Here is a 20,580-nt window from a genome sequence, read left to right on the forward strand (position 1 = left end):
GAGCGCTCTATGAATAAACAATACCAACAGGGCTACATACTCACTATTGAGCTGATTTTAATTATTACCATTTTAATTATTGGCTCTATTGGTGGTGTTATTTTAGTGCGCGATGCACTTATTAAGCGCTATCACACAAAAGTAGATAACCAAATAACAGTGGTTGATGCTAATAACACCCCTTTGGGAATCGCCATTGGGTTTGATGAGCACCAGGCCCCTTTAATTTTTTACACAGACCGCCAAGCAAATGCAACATATCGCGCTTTAATTGGGATACGCGATGACAGGTTCACCTCACGAGAAGCCATTTATTACGATGCGCCTAATTGCCAAGGCAACCCGTGTATAAAAAGTTTAAGTGATGAGTTTTCAGATAGTCTAGGAGTTAGTAACACCGCTAATAGTGGCAATGTAAGTTATATCAATGCGCTACAGCAAGGGCCTAATTATGCCATTGGCCAATTAAGTAACTCCGTAATGGGGCAATTACTAAAAAGTACAGCATTAGCGTGCCCGGCAACAGGTGACGAAATTGTATCGCGCTATATGTCTCAAAAGGTAGTTACTGGTAACCCGTGCGAAAGCTTTTCAATTGCTAAACAGCAAGCCGATAGTAGTTGCTTGGTTGGTGTAACTGCGCTTGGTAATCCGTTATTAGGAATAGACAGTCAGCAATTATCGCAGTCGTGCAATAGTTGCCAAACAGGGTATGAGCCACAAGGCGATATTCTTGATTTATATTTGCCACAAGTTGAAGTGTTATTAGGAACCGCGCTTGATGCACTGTCGCTCATAGGTGTAGCAAGCAGTGTAGATGTAGAGCTAGGCAGTATTTGCTGCCCACAAGGTACGCAACTAGAAGAAGATGAAAATATAGTAGAAACACTGGTATTTACAATTTTAGAAACAACCTTTGAGCTGCTAGGTATCGATTTAATAAATAACGACATAATTATTCAAACGCTGGCCCTTATTGGCATAGAGCCTGGCGTAACTTACTGCGAGGCTTCGCTAAATTTAACTTCGGCAGAGCCGGTGTTAAATACACAAGGCGAACCTGCTTTAAATAACTTACTTCCGCCATTTAGAGTAAAACTTCCATCACATACAAGTGCTAGCAGCACGCGTTGGATTTCTACACCGCCGAAAGGTGAAGGAGTGCGCCCATGAACAGTTCATATGCAAATAATATAAATGAATTTAACAACACACAAATAGATGAAATAAAACAAGAAATAACCGAAACGCTGACCCTAATGAAGCAGTTTTATGATGTTTCTATTGTTAAGTTCGTTGATTATAATGCCTTGTATACGCAACAAATTATTAGCTGCGATGACCCATACAAAGCCGACAGTGAATTAAATAGCTTGGCACAAACGTGCACACAAGAAAAACTCTACATAATTGAAGACACCTTATTTGACCCACTAACAAAAGGGCGCTGCCAACAGGTACGCTTTTACTCTCAATATCCCATTTATAATTTAGATAACAGCTTAATTGGCGTACTGATCATTGCCGATATTTCACCTAAAACACTTATAGGCTCTCAAAAAGAGCAATTTGTATCTTTTGCGCAATTACTGCAAACCCAGCTTAATAAGCATTTTACCCCAACTAAGACAATTAAACCGAGTGAGACAAAATCACTAAATCGTTTTGTTCACTTATTTAGCTTAGCGCCGGTGGCCTTTTTAATTGCGCTGGTTATTTGCTCGTTCTCGGCTTTGCTTTTATATACGTTAGATAAAAAAGATAAAAAAAGTGCCTATGCCATACAAACTCAGCAGTTAAGGCAAACGCTGTTTGATGCATTAGAGCGCTTTGACAACCAAGCACTTTATATTACTCAAAAAGATAAAATTGTCGCAGGCTTTTTAAAAAGCCAACAAAGTTATACTCAGCAACAATTAAGTGATTTAGTAAAAACGCAGGTATCAAGCAGTTTAACGTATAAAGGTTTTGTTGTATTTGATAATGACTATAAACAACTTGCCATATGGTCTAAAAACAACTTTGATTTAGCAGCTTACGGCTTTACTAAGTGGCTAAACGCATTTTCAATGCGAGCAAATAAACAATCAGTAGAGGTATTTACTGTAGCCGATACAGCGTTTTTAATTTCAGAAATAAACTTGGGTAATAGCGCTATTTATACACTCACAGCCTTTGATTTAAGTAAGTTTTTAAATGCCATAATAGGTAAGCTAAATACGCAAAATTATAATTTATTTATATCAACCCCTCAGTTTATATTAGGAAGTAGGGGGGAGCTAAATGTTAAAACTATCCCTAACAGCATAAGCGCAGCAAGTAGCCGTTTTCCTGCTACGTGGCGCTTGCATGTGCAACCCATTAAACCCATAACGCCTGCAAATGTATCTAGGTTCGACTTATTTAAACTGGCATTAATTAGCTTAGCTATATTTGCATTTGTTTATTATTTTTTACGTTTACCAAGGCGCTTACATGACGAAATTAAACAAAAAAATACCCTTATACTTAATAGAGAATCGTTGTTTTCAAGCTCGCTTGATGCACTTCCGCATGGCTTTGCCATTTTTAATAGTAACGAATTTCCGGTAATAACTAATCAGGCATTTAACGAATTGTTTTCTCATGTTATTCAAAACAATAAGCAATTAAGTTACAGCCAAATAATGAGTATTTCTCAACAAAATAATATTATTACCCATTATCAAGAACATAATAAATTAGCTAATGAACATAGCCAATTAATAGATATAGGATTTAGCGATGGCCGCTGGATCACCGTTGTGCAAAGGCATACCGACTTTGGTGGCTTTGTTTGTTACTTTAGAGATGAAACACAAGCGCATCAAAAAGAGTTATTACTTGCCCAAGTAGTAGAAAAGTCTAAGCAAGCTAACCAGCTAAAAGATAAATTTGTAGCACGCTTAGCAATGCAATTAAAAGCGCCACTTAGTTCACTGCAATCTATAGTAGAGCTTAATTATAAAAACAGTAAAGCCAATTTTAGCAATGAGTTAGAAAATGCATGCACACAGTTAAGTTGTGTTGTGCAGCAGTTGGTTAATATAAATAAAACCGATACCGGTAAATTAAAGCTTAAAATGAGCGCTATTAATTTAGCTGACTTACTTAAAAATACGGCCGATATTCTTAATAAAGACTCTGATGATAAAAATATAATTATTAATAACAATGTGCCCATAGATAAAGGCATAAGCAGTGATGAAAAGCTGATTATGCAATTAATTATTCAGCTGGCTAGTGAGCTTATAGAAAGCACACATCAAGGCAAATTGTCGTTAAATTCTGAGCTGATTAACGAGCAAGGTAAACATTATTTGTCGCTGGATTTTTCTATAAATAACTTAGCAAATCAGGGGAATTTTTATAGTCAGTTACAAATGGTAAGCAAACAACGGTCTTTTGAAAGCGATATTAATTTTGATGCTACTTTAGAGCTGCGGTTTTTTATCTCAATTTTTAAAATGCTCGGCGGTAAAAATATTACTGTGCACGAGCGCGGTAAAACAACATCTATTAATTTATCGTTATTAGTTAACACGGTAGAATTGTTACCCGTAAGTGCAAACAAGCAAGAACCCATTACTGTAACTACAACGCATACAGAATTTAACAACACCAAATCGTTGTTATTAGTTGATGATGAACCGCTCGTAGAAATGGTTATTAAAGCCATGCTGAAAGATGAAAACGTAACAATAGATTATGCAAGCAATGCAATAGAAGCTATGTTGATGGTGTCGCAAAATAATTACGATATTATTTTAATGGATATTGTTATGCCAGAACTCTCGGGCACTGACGCGATGCTTAAAATAAAAAAACATAACGCAGACAAGCAAACCAAAATTATTGCCCACACTTCAGATTCTGACACAAATAGTAATGCTAAGTATGTTGAGCTTGGGTTTGACGACATGCTTGAAAAACCAGTAAAGCAGCAAGTATTAATTAATAAAATTAAGCATTTGCTAAGCTAGGCCAAATTAAACAATATAAAATTGTAAAATACACAGGGCCTATTATTTTTAATAGGCCCGAACTGGCAGTAATTATTTCATGTAGCTACTACTTTATTTCATAATTTTAAAAATGAAGGTTATTTTATAACTCTTTATTTTTTACTGTTTTCGCTTAACTCAAAATAAATCCTACTTACTATTAATAGCCGCAGACCGCATTTTAAAACGCTCTCAGGTTTTTGTAATTATTAAAACATCAAAAAAAATATTTTAAAAACAAGCTGGGATGATAATTGCTCATCACTATACATACACAGGTTTAGGCTAAATTTTAAATATTGATGAGGATATTAAGTATGAGTAAAACACAAACCATTACCGTTGAAGGCCACAAAATAGCGTATCAAGAAATGGGCGAGGGCACACCTCTACTATTATTACATGGTATTCCGACTAATAAATCGTTATGGCGAAATGTTATGCCAACACTGAGTGAGCAACATCGTGTTATTGCACCTGATTTACTCAATTACGGCGAATCTGATATGCCAGAAAATACCGATGTATCAATTAATGCTCAGTGCAAAATAATCAGTCAATTTATGGATGAGCTAGGTATTGCTAAAGCAAACATTGCTTCTCATGATATAGGTGGCGGAATTGCACAACTCATGGCGGTAAATTACCCAGAAAAAGTAAACAGCTTAATATTAATTGATAGTGTTTGCTTTGATTCTTGGCCAATACCCGAGTTTGAACCTTTGCTTGAGCCTGGTGTAGAGCAAGAAACATCAGTTGATGAGTTTGTTGATACGCTAAATGATTTTATGCCAAAAGGTGTATACGATAAAAGCATAATGACCGATGAGCTGAAAAAACAGTATTTAAAGCAATGGAGTAATGAGCAAGGTAAAGCATCGTTATTTAATAATATGCGCCGACTTAATAAAGAGTATACACAAGCAATTGCCGGTGAGCTTAAAAGCTTAAAGCATGAAACCCTCATTTTATGGGGTGATGAAGATAACTTTCAAAAACCTAAATATGCACCTCAGTTAGCTCAAACCTTACCAAATGCAACACTAACTTGGATAGAAAAAGCAGGGCACTGGGTTATAGATGAAAAACCAGAACGAGTAACTTCGTTAATGGGTGAATTTTTGGCTGATAAAAAGTTTTAAAACACCTTAGTTTTAAAGGACTAGTTAGCCACTTTGGCTAACATGTATATAAAACCATGCCGTTTGAGCTTTATTAATTTTTATATAATTAGTTACTCAAACGGCTTTTTGTTTTCATCTATTTTTTAGTATTAAACCATTTAAGTATAAACCGCTATTAATAGCTCAATATTCATACATTAAAAGTATGCGTAAACGCTTTATATCAGGGTGATTACGCATAGAAAACCACAAAGAACTCAATTTAACATAATGCATGTAGGTATATAAAAACCCCTTTATTCGCTAGGTCTACAAGTGATGTTACTACGTTGAATATAAGGCGAGGGTAACTGTATACTCGCGACTTTTATTAGTAATACCAAAATCCTAAGAAGATATTATTGTATTTATAAACAATTAGTTAGATACATATTGCTGTAATAATGTACTGCTAATTTTTACCCTCATTTAATTGAGGATAAAACAATGAAGACAATAATAAAGGCATCAATAGTACTTACAGGTTTATGTTTTGCACACAGTGCAAGTGCAGACAATTGTTTACAAGGTTGCCCAACAGGTTTAGATAATGGTAATACAATTGAGCGAAGTATTTATACTTTAAAAAATAATCGTTATACAAAGTTTGCAGATTGGGTGGCTTACCATGTTACGACTAGCACTATGAGTGGACCATCGAGAAGCAGAAGTTGGAAAGCCGATCCTGATCTATACTCACATTACACGTTAGAGCCTAATGATTACACCGATGCATATGCAACAATAAATACCGATAGAGGCCATCAAGTTCCATTAGCATCTTTTAGCAATACGGATGATTGGAAACTAACAAACTTACTTTCTAATATTACGCCGCAATCATCCGCATTAAATCAAGGCCCATGGGTTAGGCTTGAATCTGCAGTGCGAAATCACGTAGGAAATGGAAATGATTTATATGTAGTAACAGGCCCATTATACGAATATTATTTTGCAGAGTTACCACAAGCTAACGAAGCGCATACCATTCCAAGTGGCTATTTTAAAATTGTTATGCAGCAAACTGGTAGCACAATTAAAGCATCGGCATTTATTATGGAGCAAACAGCAAGTCGCAGTGATAACTTTTGTAATACCGAAGTAAGTATTGATGAAGTTGAATCGCGTTCGGGTATAAATGTAATGCCAAACTTATCGTATAACAGTGCACAAACAATTGAATCATCAGTGTATGGTTTAAGGTCTGAGCTAGGTTGTAACTAAGTCATATTATTTTTGCGGTAGGCCTTAGGTTTTGAAGAACTTAAATCTAAGGCTTTAAATTAAACCTGATATGAGTCGCAAAAAATCTTGTAGCAATAAGTTAGCTTTAAATAAAATGATAGAAACGAAAATTACAAAATTTGAGCCTGTTTAAAAAAGGTAATTAATTTTTATAAAGGGAATATAGAGGCTGCTATATGGAATTTGTAATTGCTTGGTTTTATAAGATTGAAAGGCTACATAATAGAAGCTACTTAACTTTGATTATGTATTAATTTAACTTATTTAACATAATATAAATTATAGGTAGTTATGTGTATTATAATAAGGAGTGTGTATTACACTCCTGCTATGTCCAATACTAGACGGTATCGGACATTAAGGTTGTTTTTACCAAGCTATACCTAGTCTTACTTTGCTGTGTACTTTTAGTTTATTCCTGGTCATTATGCTTTTATTATTCATTACACTTAAAACTTTACTAGCTATATTACTTACAAAGAACTTTAAGCATTGGCTACTTTAAAATTTTAACTACACCAGTTTTTGCTTTGCTATTTTCATCAACGTTCTTTTATTACGGCGCTCTTTTATTAAAGCGCTATTTAAAACGTTTTACAAAAAGCCTAAATTTTTTAAAACTTTATTGGTATTTTAAGTGAGCCTTTATTTTCCTTTTTGGAAAATAAAGGCTCATTCAGTCAGTTATTATCCGTAGCTTTTAAAAAGCTACCTAAAACAACCTTAGCTAATCCATACTTAAAATACGTTCTGCTGTGTATTCGTTAGTAATTAAACCGCTGATCATATTTGATCTAACTGCACCAAGTATCGCAAGTACTTTATCTTCACCGGCGGCTATAGCGTAAATTTGTTTATTACCTTCAATTTTTAATGGCGTACTGGCAACACGTTGGTTTACAGTGCAGTCAATTAATTGGCCGCGTTTGTCGTAAACCCAGCTGATCATTTCGCCCACAGCCCCTAAACTTTGTAGCTCTTTTAGCTCTTGCTCATCAACAAAGCCATCAATATGCAATGGCGATTTTTCGCCTAGGCTACCTACACCCACAAATGTTACGTCGGCTTGAGTGGCCAATTTTAAGTTACTGGTAATATTATGTTGTGAATGCAATTGCTGTTTTTCTTCAACACTTCTTGGTAATACAGGAAGCGGCATTGGGTAATGCTTTGCATTTATATGCTCCGCCATTCTAACAACTACATCATAAGGTGAAGCCGACCCATCAAGTGCCATGTTACCAAGCATCGCCACTACTTTGTGTTGGCTACAATCTAGCGTTGGCAGTTCATCAACGCATGCACGTAATACGCGCCCAGTACCCATAGCTAAAATTTTAGGTGTTTCTGATTTTAAATGGCGTTGTATTTCAGCTGCACCGGCTTGCGCTAAACCCACTGTAGAGTTTGGATCTGAGCCATCGCTAGGCACTACTTCACAAGAGTCTAAGCCAAAACGGCTTTTAATTTTTTCTGCTAAATCCATACATTTAGCAATAGGATGATCGAGCCTTACTTTAATAAGCCCTTGGCTTACAGATAATGCCACCATACGTTGAGCCGATTGACGAGATACATTGAGTTTTTTGGCAATTTCGTCTTGTGTTTTACCCGCAACATAATAGAGCCACCCTGCTCTAGCTGCATCATCGAGCTTACGTATTTCTGTATTTGATAGCTTTGCCACATAAACCTCTTATTTTGATAAGCCGCTTAGTTTAGCGATAAATCATTTTATAATATTTGCAAATATATCATTCATTTATAAAATGCCGAAGTGTCACATTAATTTAATAACCAATACTTTAGGTAAATTTGCTATTCCTAAAGTATTGGCCTAAAACGGCGGATTAAACTGTTGGGTTTTTAATCGTTAAACCATTTTTATCAAACCTATGTACCTTGTGCTCAGGCGCACTTAAATATATTGTATCGCCATATTGTAGTGGGCAATCGCCATCTGCTTTTACCGTAACCGTACTGCCATCGTTAATAGTTACATGTAAAAAGCTTTCAGAACCTAAATGCTCGATTACGCCCACAGTACCTTGCCAAGTTCCTGACTCAGTTGAAATTTCAAAGTGCTCAGGACGCACACCTAAACTATGCGTTTGTGCATGGCTATCGTTATCTACTTCAATAAAGTTCATTTTTGGTGAACCAATAAAGCCTGCCACAAATTTATTTACCGGGTGCTGGTACAGCTCAAGTGGCGTACCGACTTGCTCAATAATCCCCCCATTAAATACCGCAATTCTGTCTGCCATAGTCATCGCTTCAACTTGGTCATGTGTTACATAAATCATTGTTGTAGCTAAGCTTTTGTGTAGTTCAGAAATTTCTAAGCGCATATTTACACGCAGCGATGCATCTAAATTTGAAAGCGGTTCGTCAAACAAAAAAGCCGACGGTTGCCTAACAATTGCGCGCCCTATTGCTACACGTTGGCGTTGCCCGCCCGATAATTGCCCTGGTTTACGGTCTAAGTAATCAGTTAAATTAAGTATTTTAGCGGCATTTGCTATTTTACTTTCTATTTCAGCAGGGCTTACTTTTGCACGTTTTAGTGGAAACGCAATATTATTGCGTACACTCATGTGCGGGTACAAAGCGTACGACTGAAATACCATAGCTAAACCACGTTTTGCCGGTGGCGTCTGTGTGGCATCTTGGCCATCAATCTCAATTGTGCCGCTGGTTGTGTCTTCCAATCCGGCAATCATACGCAGTAATGTTGATTTACCACAGCCCGATGGCCCTACAAATACAATAAATTCACCGTCTTTTATCTCTAAATCAAGCGGTTTAATTACTTTAACTTCATCAAAACTTTTAGTTACTTTTTTTAGTGTGATGCTGCCCATGTGTGTTCTCCTACTTTACTGCGCCAAAGCTTAAGCCGCGCACTAATTGTTTTTGACTAAACCAACCAAGAATTAATATTGGCACAATGGCCATGGCAGATGCTGCCGACAACTTGGCGTAAAATAACCCTTCAGGGCTTGAGTAACTGGCAATAAATGCCGTTAGTGGTGCGGCATTCGCAGCGGTTAAAATGAGTGTCCAAAATGCTTCGTTCCATGCCAAAATTACGTTTAACAGTAATGTTGAGGCTATGCCGGGTAATGCGATTGGCAGTAATACATGAAATATTTCCTCGCCAATAGTTGCACCATCCATTCGTGACGCCTCTAAAATTTCACCCGGAATTTCTCTAAAGTAGGTGTATAACATCCATACCATAATCGGTAAGTTTATTAAGGTCATAACAATAACTAAGCCCAGTTTTGTATCTAATAAAGCAAAGTCTCTAAAGAGTAAATAAATAGGAATTAACACCCCTACCGGCGGGAGCATTTTTGTAGAAAGCATCCACATAAGTAGGTTTTTAGTTTTTTTCGTTTGCACAAACGCCATTGACCACGCGGCTGGTACGGCTATTAATAAGCCCAATAAACTTGAGCCGAGTGATATAACCACCGAGTTCCAAAAGTGATCAAAATACGGCGAGCGGGCTAACACATCTTGATAGTTTTCCAGTGTCCAATCAAAAGCAAATAACGCTGGTGTGGCTGTTATTGCTTCTGCTTCAGTTTTAAAACTGGTGATTATTGTCCATAAAATTGGGAAAAATATCATCCCACTGATGGTCCATGCTGCCAGGGTATAAATTAGTTTTGATTTTTTATTTGCTGCACTAGCCATGATTAACCCTCTAAGTTTTTACCAATAAGGCGCATTAAAAATATGGCTACAATATTGGCAATAATTACTGCAACTATGCCCCCTGCTGAGCCCCCGCCTACATCAAATTGTAATAACGATTGGGTGTAAATTAAGTAAGTAATATTGGTTGATGCATACCCAGGCCCGCCACTGGTTGTCACTAAAATTTCTGCAAAAATAGACAGTAAAAATATAGTTTCAATTAAAATAACAGCGGTAACAGCGCGTGATAAATGCGGCAGCACGATGTAAAAAAACTTACTAAAAGGCCCTGCACCATCTAAATCGGCTGCTTCGAGTTGTTCGCGGTCAAGTGATTGAATTGCCGTGAGTAATATCAACGCAGCAAACGGTAACCACTGCCAAGAAACAATAATAATGATTGAAAACAAAGGCATTTGCGCAAAAAAGTCGATAGGTTCAAAGCCGAGCCAAATTGCAAAGTGTGCAAATAATCCATTTACAGGGTTCATGAACATGTTTTTCCACACCAAAGCCGATACGGTTGGCATAACAAAAAATGGGGCGAGAACCATAATACGAACATAGTTTCGCCCCCATATTGCTTGGTCGAGGAGAACAGCTAAACCGATACCACCACAAATTGTGATAGCTAATACACCCGTTACTAAATAAAGGGTATTAAAAAAGGATTCAACAAATGCCGGATCTGTTAAAAAAAACTCGTAGTTTAAAAAGCCTACAAATTCACGTTCACCAGGAATAAGTAAGTTGTAATCTACAAACGAGAAATAGAGTGTCATGCACAGCGGCACTATCATCCATCCTAGTAATAAAATTACACTAGGAAATAGCATTATGCGTGCAAGCGTACGAGACTGTGTAGTTGCCATATCAGTGACCTTGAAAAAGTCAGCATTAACCTTAGCAACAACGACAAACGGCTACTAGATAACATGCTAATGCTGACGAAAAATACGAGGTAAGCGTTAAACTTACCCGCCTACTTATTTATTTTGGGTAGCGCGCTTTACGCATTGTGCGCTCAACTAGGCGTTGTGATGTGTTAAGCGCTTGCTCAACAGTCATTTGCCCAGTAAGTGCAGCGGAAAACTGCTGCCCAACAGCAGTGCCAATTCCTTGAAATTCAGGGATAGCAACAAACTGAATGCCAACATAAGGCACGGGTTTAACAGTAGGGTTTTTCGGGTCTGCCGAATTAATAGAATCAAGCGTTATTTGTGCAAACGGTGCTGCATTCATGTATTGCTCGTTTTCATAAAGTGATGCGCGAGTACCCGGCGGTACTTTTGCCCAGCCTTTGTTATCGGCAACTAATTGGCTGTACTCTTTTGATGTAGCCCAGCTAATAAATTTCATTGCAGCATCAGATTTTTTACTGCTAGAAGGAATTGCAAGTGTCCATGACCATAGCCAGTTACCGCGTTTACCTAAGCCATTATCTGGTGCAAGTGCAAAGCCTACTTTATCAGCGACTTCAGAATCTTTTTTATTGGTTACAAATGCGCCAGCAACCGTTGCATCAATCCAAATACCACATTTACCCGTTTGAAATAACGCTAGGTTTTCGTTAAACCCATTCGCTGACGAACCCGCAGGTCCAGACTCTTTCATAACATCTACATAGTACTGGAGTGTGGCTTTCCACTCAGGGGTGTTAAATTGTGGTTTCCAATTTTCATCAAACCAGCGAGCGCCAAACGAATTTGCCATTGAAGTAATTAAAGCAACATTTTCGCCCCAACCTGCTTTACCACGTAAGCAAAGGCCATAAACACCTTCATCTTTATTGGTCATCGCTTTTGCAGCTTTTTGAATAAAGCTCCACGTAGGCGCGTTTGGCATTTCTAGATCGGCTTTTTCCATTAGGTCTGTACGGTACATAACCATAGAGCTTTCGCCATAAAATGGGGCCGCGTATAATTTGTTATCTATCGTTAAACCACTGCGAATAGCCGGTAGTAAGTCATCAACGTCGTAACTTTCACCTAGGTTATCAAGCTCAGTTAACCAGTTTTGTTTACCCCAAATTGGCACTTCATATGTGCCAATTGTCATTACATCGTATTGGCCGCCTTTTGTGGCAACATCGGTTGTTACACGTTGACGTAAAATATTTTCTTCTAGTGTTACCCATTTTAATGAAATATCTGGGTTTTGTTCTTCAAAATGATTGCTAAGCTCTTTCATGGTGATCATGTCACCATTATTAACAGTGGCAATGGTTATGGTTTCTTTAGCGGCTACGTTAATAGCCATAACTGAACACGCGAGCATTAATAATTTAGTTTTCATCGGGTTAACCCTCATAAATATGTTAAATGACGCTTAAAAAATAACTGTAAAGCGCCTTAGTAAATAAAGCGGTGAGTAATTTCAACGTATTTACAGCGCTGAAATTACCTTTAAACCAAACAGTAAGTTAGTAAGCTATTTAAAATTTAACTGAGATTTCTGAGGTGAAACCGTCAAAACCACGACCAATTTGGCCGCCTGAGTTTGCGCCTTCTTCTTGGTTTACATACTCAACTTTTAAAAGTGTAGAATCTGTAAACCAGTAACCTGCGGCTACTTGTAGGCGCTCAACGGTGTTATCGTTTTGGCCGATTAAATCGGAAGTGTTTTCTGACTCTGCATAGCGTGCGGCTACGTAAAGTTTTTCAGGAATGATATATTGCTGTGCTTCAACTGCGTAATATTCTACTGAGCTTTCGCCTTTAATTACACTGTTAGAATCAAATGTGGTACCGTTTTCGTCTGCCACGCCATCTGTACCAAAGTAGGTAATACCTGCCACTGCGTTACCTGCAGAGTCTGCAAAGGTGTAATCGTCAGACGATTTACCCAACATTAAAATGATGCTGGTTTGATCTGATGGCTGATACGCTAAATTTAATTGAATGATAGACTGATCAAGCCCTGGCATAACACCTACGTGAGTATCACGTTCGCTTGAAGGAGAAGCCGAAAAGTTATAGTTTTCGCCATCACCAAAACGGTAATTTGTTGTTGTGAGTCCATCTAAGCTCGCTACGCCATTTTCAAAACGAAGTTGGTCGCCTTGGTTAGCTTGTAAGTAATTTAAGCCAACTTTAAAGCCACCTTCAAACTCTAATGTACCTTGTAAACGGTAATTAAAGCCTCTATCTTCTTGAAATGCTTCGCCAAAGCTTGATGTAGTAATGTGACCTGCCACGTTATAAGAACGAAGTACACCACTATCAAAAGTTTCTGTGTAGCTTAATTGTGCACCGTTTTCTGCGGTTGCGTAGTCGTTAATGCCGTTACCAATTAAGGCATTACCTTGGTTATCAGCGCCGTCTTGAAAACCTTTAAACTGAAATGGAGAGGCGCCAATATTACCTAAACGAAGCGTTAAATTTTCGTTTTCGTTTGGTGTCCCGTATAAGCCAAGTAAATCAAACTCAATACCTGCAAAGTCGTTATGAAACGAAAAATCACGGTCGCCGCCGCCAAAATCGTTTGGCTCTTCGGCTATATCAATGTCGGCAGTAATGTATTCATTTATATGAAACTTAAGCATTAAGTTAGCTCTGATACGCCCAAAACCTGATGATTGCTCTTCATCTCCAGGACGAAATGCACCGTCTTTAGCTTGAATAGACTGAAAGTTTTGCATGGCTAGAAAGTTAACGTCAAGGCGGTCAAAGTAATCTGACATTTCTGCTTGTGCAGGCGCCGCCAATGCTGCTGCTACTAAAGTTAGCGCAAATTTAGCTTTCTTATTATTTAACATAATGAACTCTCTATTTAGTGTGTTGTGTATTTTCAGTGTGCAGCTAAAGCGAATGAGCATTTTACTTTAATGTGTTTTTAAGCTTCTTAATGGGCATAGGCTCAGCTAGTGAGCATAATCACAAATGAATAATGTAACGTCAACATCTTTTATTACAAAACATTTACATGAAATGGTGTTTATAAAAATTTACATTTATAAACAAGGGTTTAATAGTTTTGAATTCCAAAATAAAATTGCAAGTTATAACTAAAGTCTTATTTAAAATGTTCTGTAGAGGGCTATTGAAGTGCGTTATTTAACATTTATTAACCAATTAAATGGTATGGGCGTTTAATTAATACGGCAGGTTTAGGCGCGTAAAAGCGCTAATTGGTTGTTTTTTGATTTACTTTCTTGAGCTTATACAGTGCTTAGCATAAAATTAAATTACTTTAGATGTATAAAAAATAGAAGTAATTAACATATGGAATTTGTGCGCCCGCTTGAGCCTATACTTATTATTGATGACGTTAAGGAAATACGTGACTACCTAAACCAAATATTAACGGAGCTAGGCTTTGAAGATATTTTAGAAAGCAACGATTACCTTTCTGCAAAACCCCTTCTTGATAAAAAATTACCCAATGTCATATTTTTGGATGTGGACTTACCTGATTCTGAAAGCTCTGATATTCTAGAACATATTAATGATAGCTACCCTCACGCTCACGTTGTTATGTGCTCGGGTCACAACACCCTTGAAAACGTGCAAAACACATGGGAATTAGGCGCTAAAGGCTTTATAGAAAAACCTTTTAACGCTAAAAAAGTTAATTCTGTTATGAAGCGCCTCGAACTAAGCGAATAATATAAGGTCAGTATGCAAAGCACTGTTACGGCAATTATCGACGATTTATCGAGTGTTATTTTTGGAAAAAAACAACAAATAAAACTAGCACTCACCTGCTTATTCAGTGAAGGACATTTACTGATAGAAGATTTACCTGGTATGGGCAAAACTACGCTCTCACATGCACTTGCTGCAGTGCTTGGGCTGTCGTATCAGCGTATACAATTTACAAGCGATCTTTTACCTGCCGATATTTTAGGAACTAATGTATTTAACGCTAATGAGCACACGTTTACATTTCATAAAGGGCCGATTTTTAGCCAAGTTGTATTAGCAGATGAAATAAACCGCGCGGGCCCTAAAACGCAAAGTGCATTGCTTGAGGCAATGGAAGAGCAGCAAGTTACAGTAGATGGTACTAAGTACACGTTACCAAATCCTTTTTTTGTAATTGCCACACAAAACCCGCTTTATCAGTCGGGTACTTACCCACTTCCAGAATCGCAGTTAGATCGATTTTTAATGCGCATAAGTTTAGGCTTTCCTCCTAAAGAGGCTGAAAAACAACTTATTTTAAACATTAAACCGCGAGACTACAGCCAATTACCACAAAGAATAGACGCTAAGCAGCTACAGCAAATTCAAACCTTAATTAACCAAATTGTGATAAGTAGCCCTGTAATCGATTACATTATTGAATTAGTAACACATACTCGTCAAAGCGCAGCATTTGCAGGCTCGCTCTCTCCACGGGCAAGTATAGCGCTTGCCAAAGCGGCTAAGTCGTGGGCATTTATTGAAGGGCGAGAGTTTGCAACCCCTGACGATGTACAAGCTGTATTTGCCAGTGTGTGCCAACACCGATTAGGACTGCATAACGAGTCGGGCGAAGCGCAAGTAAATGAAATTTTAAAAACCGTTGCTGTGCCAGTTTAACGTGTTATACAAAAAAAAAGCCGAAAAAGTCGGTATATTAGGCGCTTTAAAAAAGCGTTTACTTAATAAACTACTTAAAAACAAGCATTCAAAGCAATCCATAACGCTGGCTCATAACAATATATATGTAGTGCCCTCGCAGCTCGGCTTTTACTTTATTATTGTGGCTATTTTAAATTTTGTTATGGGCATTAATTATCAAAATAACTTAATTTTGGTGATGGCTTATTTAATGTTTGTGGTGATGATTATTGCCGTTCTGCTTGGTTATACAAATGCCAAAGGGCTAAAAGTTGATTATATAAAAAGTTTTGCCATCTTCTCACCAAATAAAGGCTCTGTTAAATTTATTTTAAAAGCCCCTACACTTACTCAATCAGTATCGCTTAGCTACTCAAATGACCAAGAATATGCAAAGCACTTAACGCAAGTTACACCCAAAGACAGCGCTTTAATTATTAACCTACCTTACAATACTCGCGGTAAATATACCCTTGAACGTTTTAAAATACACAGTAATTACCCATTTGGGCTGGTAAGCGTGTGGAGTTATATACAACCTAATGATTCTGTTTACGTTTACCCTGCGCCAGAGCATGTATTAAACGACACTTACAACAGTACGTTTGAACACACAACGCAAACAGGCAGTATTAAAGAGCCCGGCAGCGAAGAGTTTGATGAGCTAATTACGCATTTACCAGAAATGGGATTGCAGCGAATTTCATGGAAACATTACGCTAAATCGCAGCAGTTGCTAGTAAAAGAATTTATAGATTATAAAAAGTCCGATATTGTTTTTGATTTTAACCTGCTAACGGGTAACACCGAGCAACGCTTGAGTCAGCTTTGCTTTTTAGTGTGTAATGCATGCGAAAACAACACGCCGTTTACACTAATTTTGCCCTCAGCAAGTTACAAAGCAACTAACGACACGCACGATAAATCACAGTGTTTAGCACTTCTGAGCGAATACGGCGGAGCAAATAATGGCTGAGCTATTAAATTACCGGGCAATTAATTTAGCAATGAGCTTTATATACGCCTGCTTATTTGCGTTTTATTTATCGCATATGCCCGTACTGTTTATTGGGGTTTTATCGCTTTTATGCCTTTGGAATGTGTACTTAACACTGACTAACAACCCTAAACCTAACGCGTGGCTTGCAAATATTTTGGCCGGATTAGCCTTAATATTAATGATTTACACCATAGGTATAGGCGATACAGTCATATTGTTTGTTGCTATGTTATTGCTCTCTAGTATTTTTAAATTACTGCAGGCTAAAACAAAAAAACATTACCATATTATTGTCACACTCACGTTTTTTTCTATTTCATCGGCGTATTTGTTTAACCAAAGCATAATAACCACCTTAACCATGAGCGCCCTATTTTTACTCAATTTTGCAGTATTGAGCTTAATTGAATCTTCGCATAGTTTAAAATTAGCCTCTAAACAAAGTGCTAAGCTGTTATTTATTGCCTTGCCTTTAGCAATATTTTTGCTGTTGTTTTTACCTAAAATGCCCGCTTTTTGGCAGTTACCTGGGCCAAAGCTTGCTAAAACAGGGCTCTCTGAACAGGTAGATCCGTTTGATATTGCAAAGCTGTCTAATTCTGATGAACTGGTTTTTAGAGCGCGTTTTGATAACGACACGCCCGCCTCACCTTATTATTGGCGAGCACTTGTGCATGACACCTTTGATGGTAAAGCGTGGAAAACATCTGATTTATTAAAATATAATAATCAAAGTGCTGATCCCAATAAACAAATTGCAGTACAAAATACCTACACTATTATTGCCGAGCCTGCTAATCAAAAATGGTTATATGGGCTTGGTTACGCAACCAGTAACAATAAAAATGTTGAAAGTAATGCGCTAGGGCTATTACGAAAAAAACAATATCAAGCTAAAAGCTTGCAGTATCAGGTATCAAGTGCAGCACTGAGTACAGAGCAACTTTCAGATTGGCAAACCGCTTATTACACACGTTTAAATAACCAAACAAACCAACAAGCAGCCAAGCTTGCTGCCGAACTTAAACAATCAACAACCTCGCAAAGCGACTTTTATAATGCATTGCTTAGCTACTTTGCTAAACAAGAATTTAGTTACACGTTAACCCCTGAGCCAATGACGGGTGACAGCACTATTGATCAATTTTTATTTGATAAAAAACGCGGCTTTTGCGGCCATTACGCCAGTGCAGCAGCGTATATTTTTAGAAGCGCCGGTATTCCCGCGCGCTTGGCCAGCGGTTATTTAGGTGGCGAAAAAAACCAAACAAATAATTATTTATCGGTTCGCCAATACGATGCCCACGCTTGGGTTGAAGTGTATATTAATAATCAGTGGCAAATTTTTGATGCCACTGCGGTGGTCGCCCCCGAGCGTTTAAATGGTTCACTTTCACAAAACGAAGAACTCAATGATGAATTTAAAAGTAATCTTGATTTTGGCTTAGTGAGTTTAAGTAACTTTGCAGCCGTTAATTGGTTAAGGCTCAAACTAGAAACCCTTGATTACCAATGGACCAGCTGGGTACTTGGCTTTGACGAAGAAAAGCAAAGCAACTTTTTAAAATCACTTTTTGGTAGTAAACATCTTTGGCTGGTCCCTTTAGCGGTTATTTTAGGACTTGCTTTTAGCTTTGCTGCTTACTTTATTTATTTAAATTGGCCACGCAATAAAAGTAAACGCCCGCCGTTAGTTTCAGAATTTGAGGCAATTAAGCACTGGGCAGATAAAAACGACATAGCGGCGCCTAGTCACTATTCACCAAATCAGCAGTTAATATACTTTGCTGAGCAAAGCCCTGATACTGCGGAACCTTTAAGCGAATTTAGCTATTTATTTAATCAAGTGCGCTACGCTAAAAAACCTTTTACTAAAGAACGTAAAAATCAGGCTAAAGATCTGATAAAATTAATTAAATCTTCAAAATAGAGAAAACTATGAATGCGGTTGTTATAGGCGTTATTTTAATGCTTGGGCTCTCCTTAGCCCGTGTAAATGTCATTGTAGCTATGATAATTAGTGCACTTGTAGCTGGTTTAACAGCGGGTTTAGGGATAAAAGAAAGTGTTGATGCATTTAATTCTGGTTTGTCGGCAGGCGCTGAAATTGCACTAAGTTACGCAATGTTAGGTGCCTTTGCTGTGGCTATTTCAAAATCGGGATTAACCCGTATCCTCGCCGAAAAGCTATTAAACAAAGTGAATGCACAAGGTGCAGGCAGCGAAACCTTTTTAAGCTATTTTATTTTATTAATTATATTAGGCTGCGCTATTTCTTCTCAAAATTTAGTGCCTGTGCACATAGCGTTTATACCTATTTTAATCCCCCCTTTGCTCGTTGTGTTTAATCAACTACGTTTAGACCGCCGCGCCATTGCCTGTATATTAACGTTTGGTTTAGCTACCTCTTACATGGTATTGCCTTATGGATTTGGTGGCATTTACTTATACTCTATTTTGCATAAAAACTTAGTTGATAACGGCCTAGACATAGTTAACACCCAAGTGCCTATGGCAATGATCATTCCTGCCTGCGGTATGTTGGTTGGGTTAATTATTGCGGTATTTATAAGTTACGCAAAACGCCGTGACTACAAAGCGCAACCGTTAACAACACAAAGCAAAGCTAGCGAGATTGAGAAACCAAAAAAAGTGATGATCGTGGGTTTGTTTGCTGTGCTTTCATCCTTGGTTGCACAAAACCTAAGTGGCTCTATGATATTAGGCGGCCTTGTTGGCGTAATGATATTTAGTGTATTTGGTGTTGTTAAGTGGGAAGAAAACGGCGACGTATTTAGTAAAGGCGTCGCCATGATGGCGATGATTGGCTTTATTATGATTTCGGCTCAAGGATTTGCCTCAGTAATGAAAGCAACCGGTGATGTAGCAAGTTTAGTTCACAGTGGCGCTGCATTATTTGATGGCAATAAGCCCCTCGCTGCGGCCTCTATTTTATTGGTGGGATTATTGATAACAATGGGTATTGGTAGTTCGTTTTCTACAGTACCAATTATAGCTACCTTATTTGTGCCTTTATGTTTAGATTTAGGTTTCTCGGTTATGGCAACTGCGGCTTTAGTGGGCACAGCGGGTGCATTAGGTGACGCGGGCTCTCCTGCCTCTGACTCTACACTTGGACCAACCTCGGGTTTAAATGCCGATGGTCAACATGACCATATACGAGATTCGGTGATCCCCACCTTTATACATTTTAATATTCCATTACTTATATTTGGTTGGATTGCGGCTATGGTGCTTTAACACCTCTGCACTTATAGTGTGTATAATTCATTATTTTTAAGGCATGTATTTCATGCCTTTTTTATACCTCCCTATTTTGCTAACGAAATCTATATATTTTTTATAGCTGCTAAGATTTCTTTTTACAACAAGATAGTATGATGTGTTCTTATGCTATAATTAAATAAGCACCTAATACTGGTGCTTATTTAAAGGCCATTTACTTATCAAAACCGTAAATCATTTTATCGCATACCACCGGTGTCGGTCTGTGGTCATCATCTACGGCTACAAAGGTAAAGCTGCCTGAAATAGCCGAGTGCTTATCATCTTTATGCATGGTTTCTAAACAAATATCCACATCCACTTTAAGTGATGTATTGCCCACATGCACAACTTTAGCAATTAGCTCAGCAAAAGTACCTGCTGGAATAGCCTCTTTAAAATCAACTCTATCAGATGAAATAGTCACTAACGGCTTTCGGCAAAAACGAGTGGCGGCAATAAAAGCAACCTCGTCCATCCATGCTAACGCATCGCCACCAAATAATGTGTTGTGATGATTAGTGCGCCCAGGAAACACCGTTTTAGTAACCGAGGTCGTTGAGTCTTCAATACGCTTTGCAATAATTGCATCGCGGTTAATGTCTGTCATA

Annotated in this window: 16 protein-coding genes; 9 read left to right on the top strand and 7 right to left on the bottom strand. The window is 37.9% G+C overall.

Annotation, left to right across the window (positions count from 1 at the left end):
• Positions 1–9 precede the first annotated feature (9 nt).
• From PSH41_RS04075 to PSH41_RS04090, 4 genes are all read left to right on the top strand, one after another.
• Complete coding sequence (locus PSH41_RS04075; protein WP_064385364.1) at positions 10–1,173, top strand: hypothetical protein; 1,164 nt, start codon at positions 10–12, stop codon at positions 1,171–1,173.
• Positions 1,170–4,001 (top strand): response regulator, encoded by a 2,832-nt coding sequence (locus PSH41_RS04080; RefSeq protein ID WP_273588244.1) that lies wholly within the window; start codon positions 1,170–1,172, stop codon positions 3,999–4,001. The genes PSH41_RS04075 and PSH41_RS04080 overlap by 4 nt, the downstream gene beginning before the upstream one ends.
• Positions 4,002–4,339: 338 nt before the next feature.
• Complete coding sequence (locus tag PSH41_RS04085; RefSeq protein WP_064385368.1) at positions 4,340–5,164, top strand: alpha/beta fold hydrolase; 825 nt, start codon at positions 4,340–4,342, stop codon at positions 5,162–5,164.
• 468 nt (positions 5,165–5,632) lie between these two features.
• A complete protein-coding gene (locus PSH41_RS04090) occupies positions 5,633–6,409 on the top strand; it encodes a DNA/RNA non-specific endonuclease (RefSeq protein WP_128581553.1) in 777 nt (258 codons plus the stop codon).
• Positions 6,410–7,157: 748 nt separating this feature from the next.
• On the opposite strand, the gene PSH41_RS04095 is transcribed toward PSH41_RS04090, so the two are convergent.
• The 6 genes from PSH41_RS04095 to PSH41_RS04120 all read right to left on the bottom strand — a co-directional run bounded on the left by PSH41_RS04095 (position 7,158) and on the right by PSH41_RS04120 (position 13,895).
• Entirely contained in the window at positions 7,158–8,117 is a 960-nt protein-coding gene (locus PSH41_RS04095) for a sugar-binding transcriptional regulator (protein WP_064385369.1), read from the bottom strand.
• Positions 8,118–8,280: 163 nt separating this feature from the next.
• Positions 8,281–9,294, bottom strand: a complete 1,014-nt coding sequence (locus PSH41_RS04100) for an ABC transporter ATP-binding protein (RefSeq protein WP_064385371.1) — start codon at positions 9,292–9,294, stop codon at positions 8,281–8,283.
• A gap of 10 nt (positions 9,295–9,304) precedes the next feature.
• Positions 9,305–10,135, bottom strand: a complete 831-nt coding sequence (locus tag PSH41_RS04105) for a carbohydrate ABC transporter permease (RefSeq protein ID WP_064385372.1) — start codon at positions 10,133–10,135, stop codon at positions 9,305–9,307.
• Between the two features lie 2 nt (positions 10,136–10,137).
• Positions 10,138–11,010: a carbohydrate ABC transporter permease gene (locus tag PSH41_RS04110; protein WP_024033631.1), complete on the bottom strand. Its 873-nt coding sequence runs from the start codon at positions 11,008–11,010 to the stop codon at positions 10,138–10,140.
• A gap of 118 nt (positions 11,011–11,128) precedes the next feature.
• Positions 11,129–12,433, bottom strand: a complete 1,305-nt coding sequence (locus PSH41_RS04115) for an ABC transporter substrate-binding protein (RefSeq protein ID WP_064385375.1) — start codon at positions 12,431–12,433, stop codon at positions 11,129–11,131.
• Positions 12,434–12,572: 139 nt separating this feature from the next.
• The gene (locus PSH41_RS04120; protein WP_273588243.1) at positions 12,573–13,895 is read right to left on the bottom strand and encodes a hypothetical protein; all 1,323 of its coding nucleotides are present in this window, start codon (positions 13,893–13,895) and stop codon (positions 12,573–12,575) included.
• A gap of 466 nt (positions 13,896–14,361) precedes the next feature.
• Here PSH41_RS04120 and PSH41_RS04125 point away from each other — a divergent pair, with 466 nt between their 5' ends.
• The 5 genes from PSH41_RS04125 to PSH41_RS04145 are packed head-to-tail and all read left to right on the top strand — an operon-like array spanning position 14,362 to position 19,945.
• A complete protein-coding gene (locus tag PSH41_RS04125; RefSeq protein ID WP_273588242.1) occupies positions 14,362–14,745 on the top strand; it encodes a response regulator in 384 nt (127 codons plus the stop codon).
• Between the two features lie 12 nt (positions 14,746–14,757).
• On the top strand, positions 14,758–15,663 hold the full coding sequence (locus PSH41_RS04130; protein ID WP_273588241.1) for an AAA family ATPase: 906 nt from the start codon (positions 14,758–14,760) through the stop codon (positions 15,661–15,663).
• Positions 15,647–16,660 carry a DUF58 domain-containing protein gene (locus PSH41_RS04135; RefSeq protein WP_443197742.1) on the top strand — a complete coding sequence of 338 codons (1,014 nt, stop codon included), beginning with the start codon at positions 15,647–15,649 and terminating at the stop codon, positions 16,658–16,660. The genes PSH41_RS04130 and PSH41_RS04135 overlap by 17 nt, the downstream gene beginning before the upstream one ends.
• A complete protein-coding gene (locus PSH41_RS04140) occupies positions 16,653–18,614 on the top strand; it encodes a transglutaminase family protein (protein ID WP_273588239.1) in 1,962 nt (653 codons plus the stop codon). The genes PSH41_RS04135 and PSH41_RS04140 overlap by 8 nt, the downstream gene beginning before the upstream one ends.
• Before the next feature lie 8 nt (positions 18,615–18,622).
• Positions 18,623–19,945, top strand: coding sequence for a Na+/H+ antiporter family protein (locus tag PSH41_RS04145; RefSeq protein WP_273588238.1), 1,323 nt, complete (start codon positions 18,623–18,625; stop codon positions 19,943–19,945).
• A gap of 199 nt (positions 19,946–20,144) precedes the next feature.
• Here PSH41_RS04145 and PSH41_RS04150 read toward each other — a convergent pair whose 3' ends face one another.
• Complete coding sequence (locus PSH41_RS04150) at positions 20,145–20,579, bottom strand: acyl-CoA thioesterase (RefSeq protein WP_024033640.1); 435 nt, start codon at positions 20,577–20,579, stop codon at positions 20,145–20,147.
• Position 20,580 lies beyond the last annotated feature (1 nt).

Origin of the sequence: Pseudoalteromonas sp. CST2 (genome assembly GCF_028599385.1) — a bacterium.
Lineage (GTDB): Bacteria > Pseudomonadota > Gammaproteobacteria > Enterobacterales > Alteromonadaceae > Pseudoalteromonas > Pseudoalteromonas atlantica.

Coding starts and splice junctions, on each gene's coding strand:
- PSH41_RS04145 (WP_273588238.1), top strand. CDS start 18,623: ATGAATGCGGTTGTTATAGGCGTTATTTTAATGCTTGGGCTCTCCTTA.
- PSH41_RS04130 (WP_273588241.1), top strand. CDS start 14,758: ATGCAAAGCACTGTTACGGCAATTATCGACGATTTATCGAGTGTTATT.
- PSH41_RS04100 (WP_064385371.1), bottom strand. CDS start 9,294: ATGGGCAGCATCACACTAAAAAAAGTAACTAAAAGTTTTGATGAAGTT.
- PSH41_RS04115 (WP_064385375.1), bottom strand. CDS start 12,433: ATGAAAACTAAATTATTAATGCTCGCGTGTTCAGTTATGGCTATTAAC.
- PSH41_RS04080 (WP_273588244.1), top strand. CDS start 1,170: ATGAACAGTTCATATGCAAATAATATAAATGAATTTAACAACACACAA.
- PSH41_RS04085 (WP_064385368.1), top strand. CDS start 4,340: ATGAGTAAAACACAAACCATTACCGTTGAAGGCCACAAAATAGCGTAT.
- PSH41_RS04120 (WP_273588243.1), bottom strand. CDS start 13,895: ATGTTAAATAATAAGAAAGCTAAATTTGCGCTAACTTTAGTAGCAGCA.
- PSH41_RS04110 (WP_024033631.1), bottom strand. CDS start 11,010: ATGGCAACTACACAGTCTCGTACGCTTGCACGCATAATGCTATTTCCT.
- PSH41_RS04140 (WP_273588239.1), top strand. CDS start 16,653: ATGGCTGAGCTATTAAATTACCGGGCAATTAATTTAGCAATGAGCTTT.
- PSH41_RS04125 (WP_273588242.1), top strand. CDS start 14,362: ATGGAATTTGTGCGCCCGCTTGAGCCTATACTTATTATTGATGACGTT.
- PSH41_RS04105 (WP_064385372.1), bottom strand. CDS start 10,135: ATGGCTAGTGCAGCAAATAAAAAATCAAAACTAATTTATACCCTGGCA.
- PSH41_RS04090 (WP_128581553.1), top strand. CDS start 5,633: ATGAAGACAATAATAAAGGCATCAATAGTACTTACAGGTTTATGTTTT.
- PSH41_RS04075 (WP_064385364.1), top strand. CDS start 10: ATGAATAAACAATACCAACAGGGCTACATACTCACTATTGAGCTGATT.
- PSH41_RS04150 (WP_024033640.1), bottom strand. CDS start 20,579: ATGACAGACATTAACCGCGATGCAATTATTGCAAAGCGTATTGAAGAC.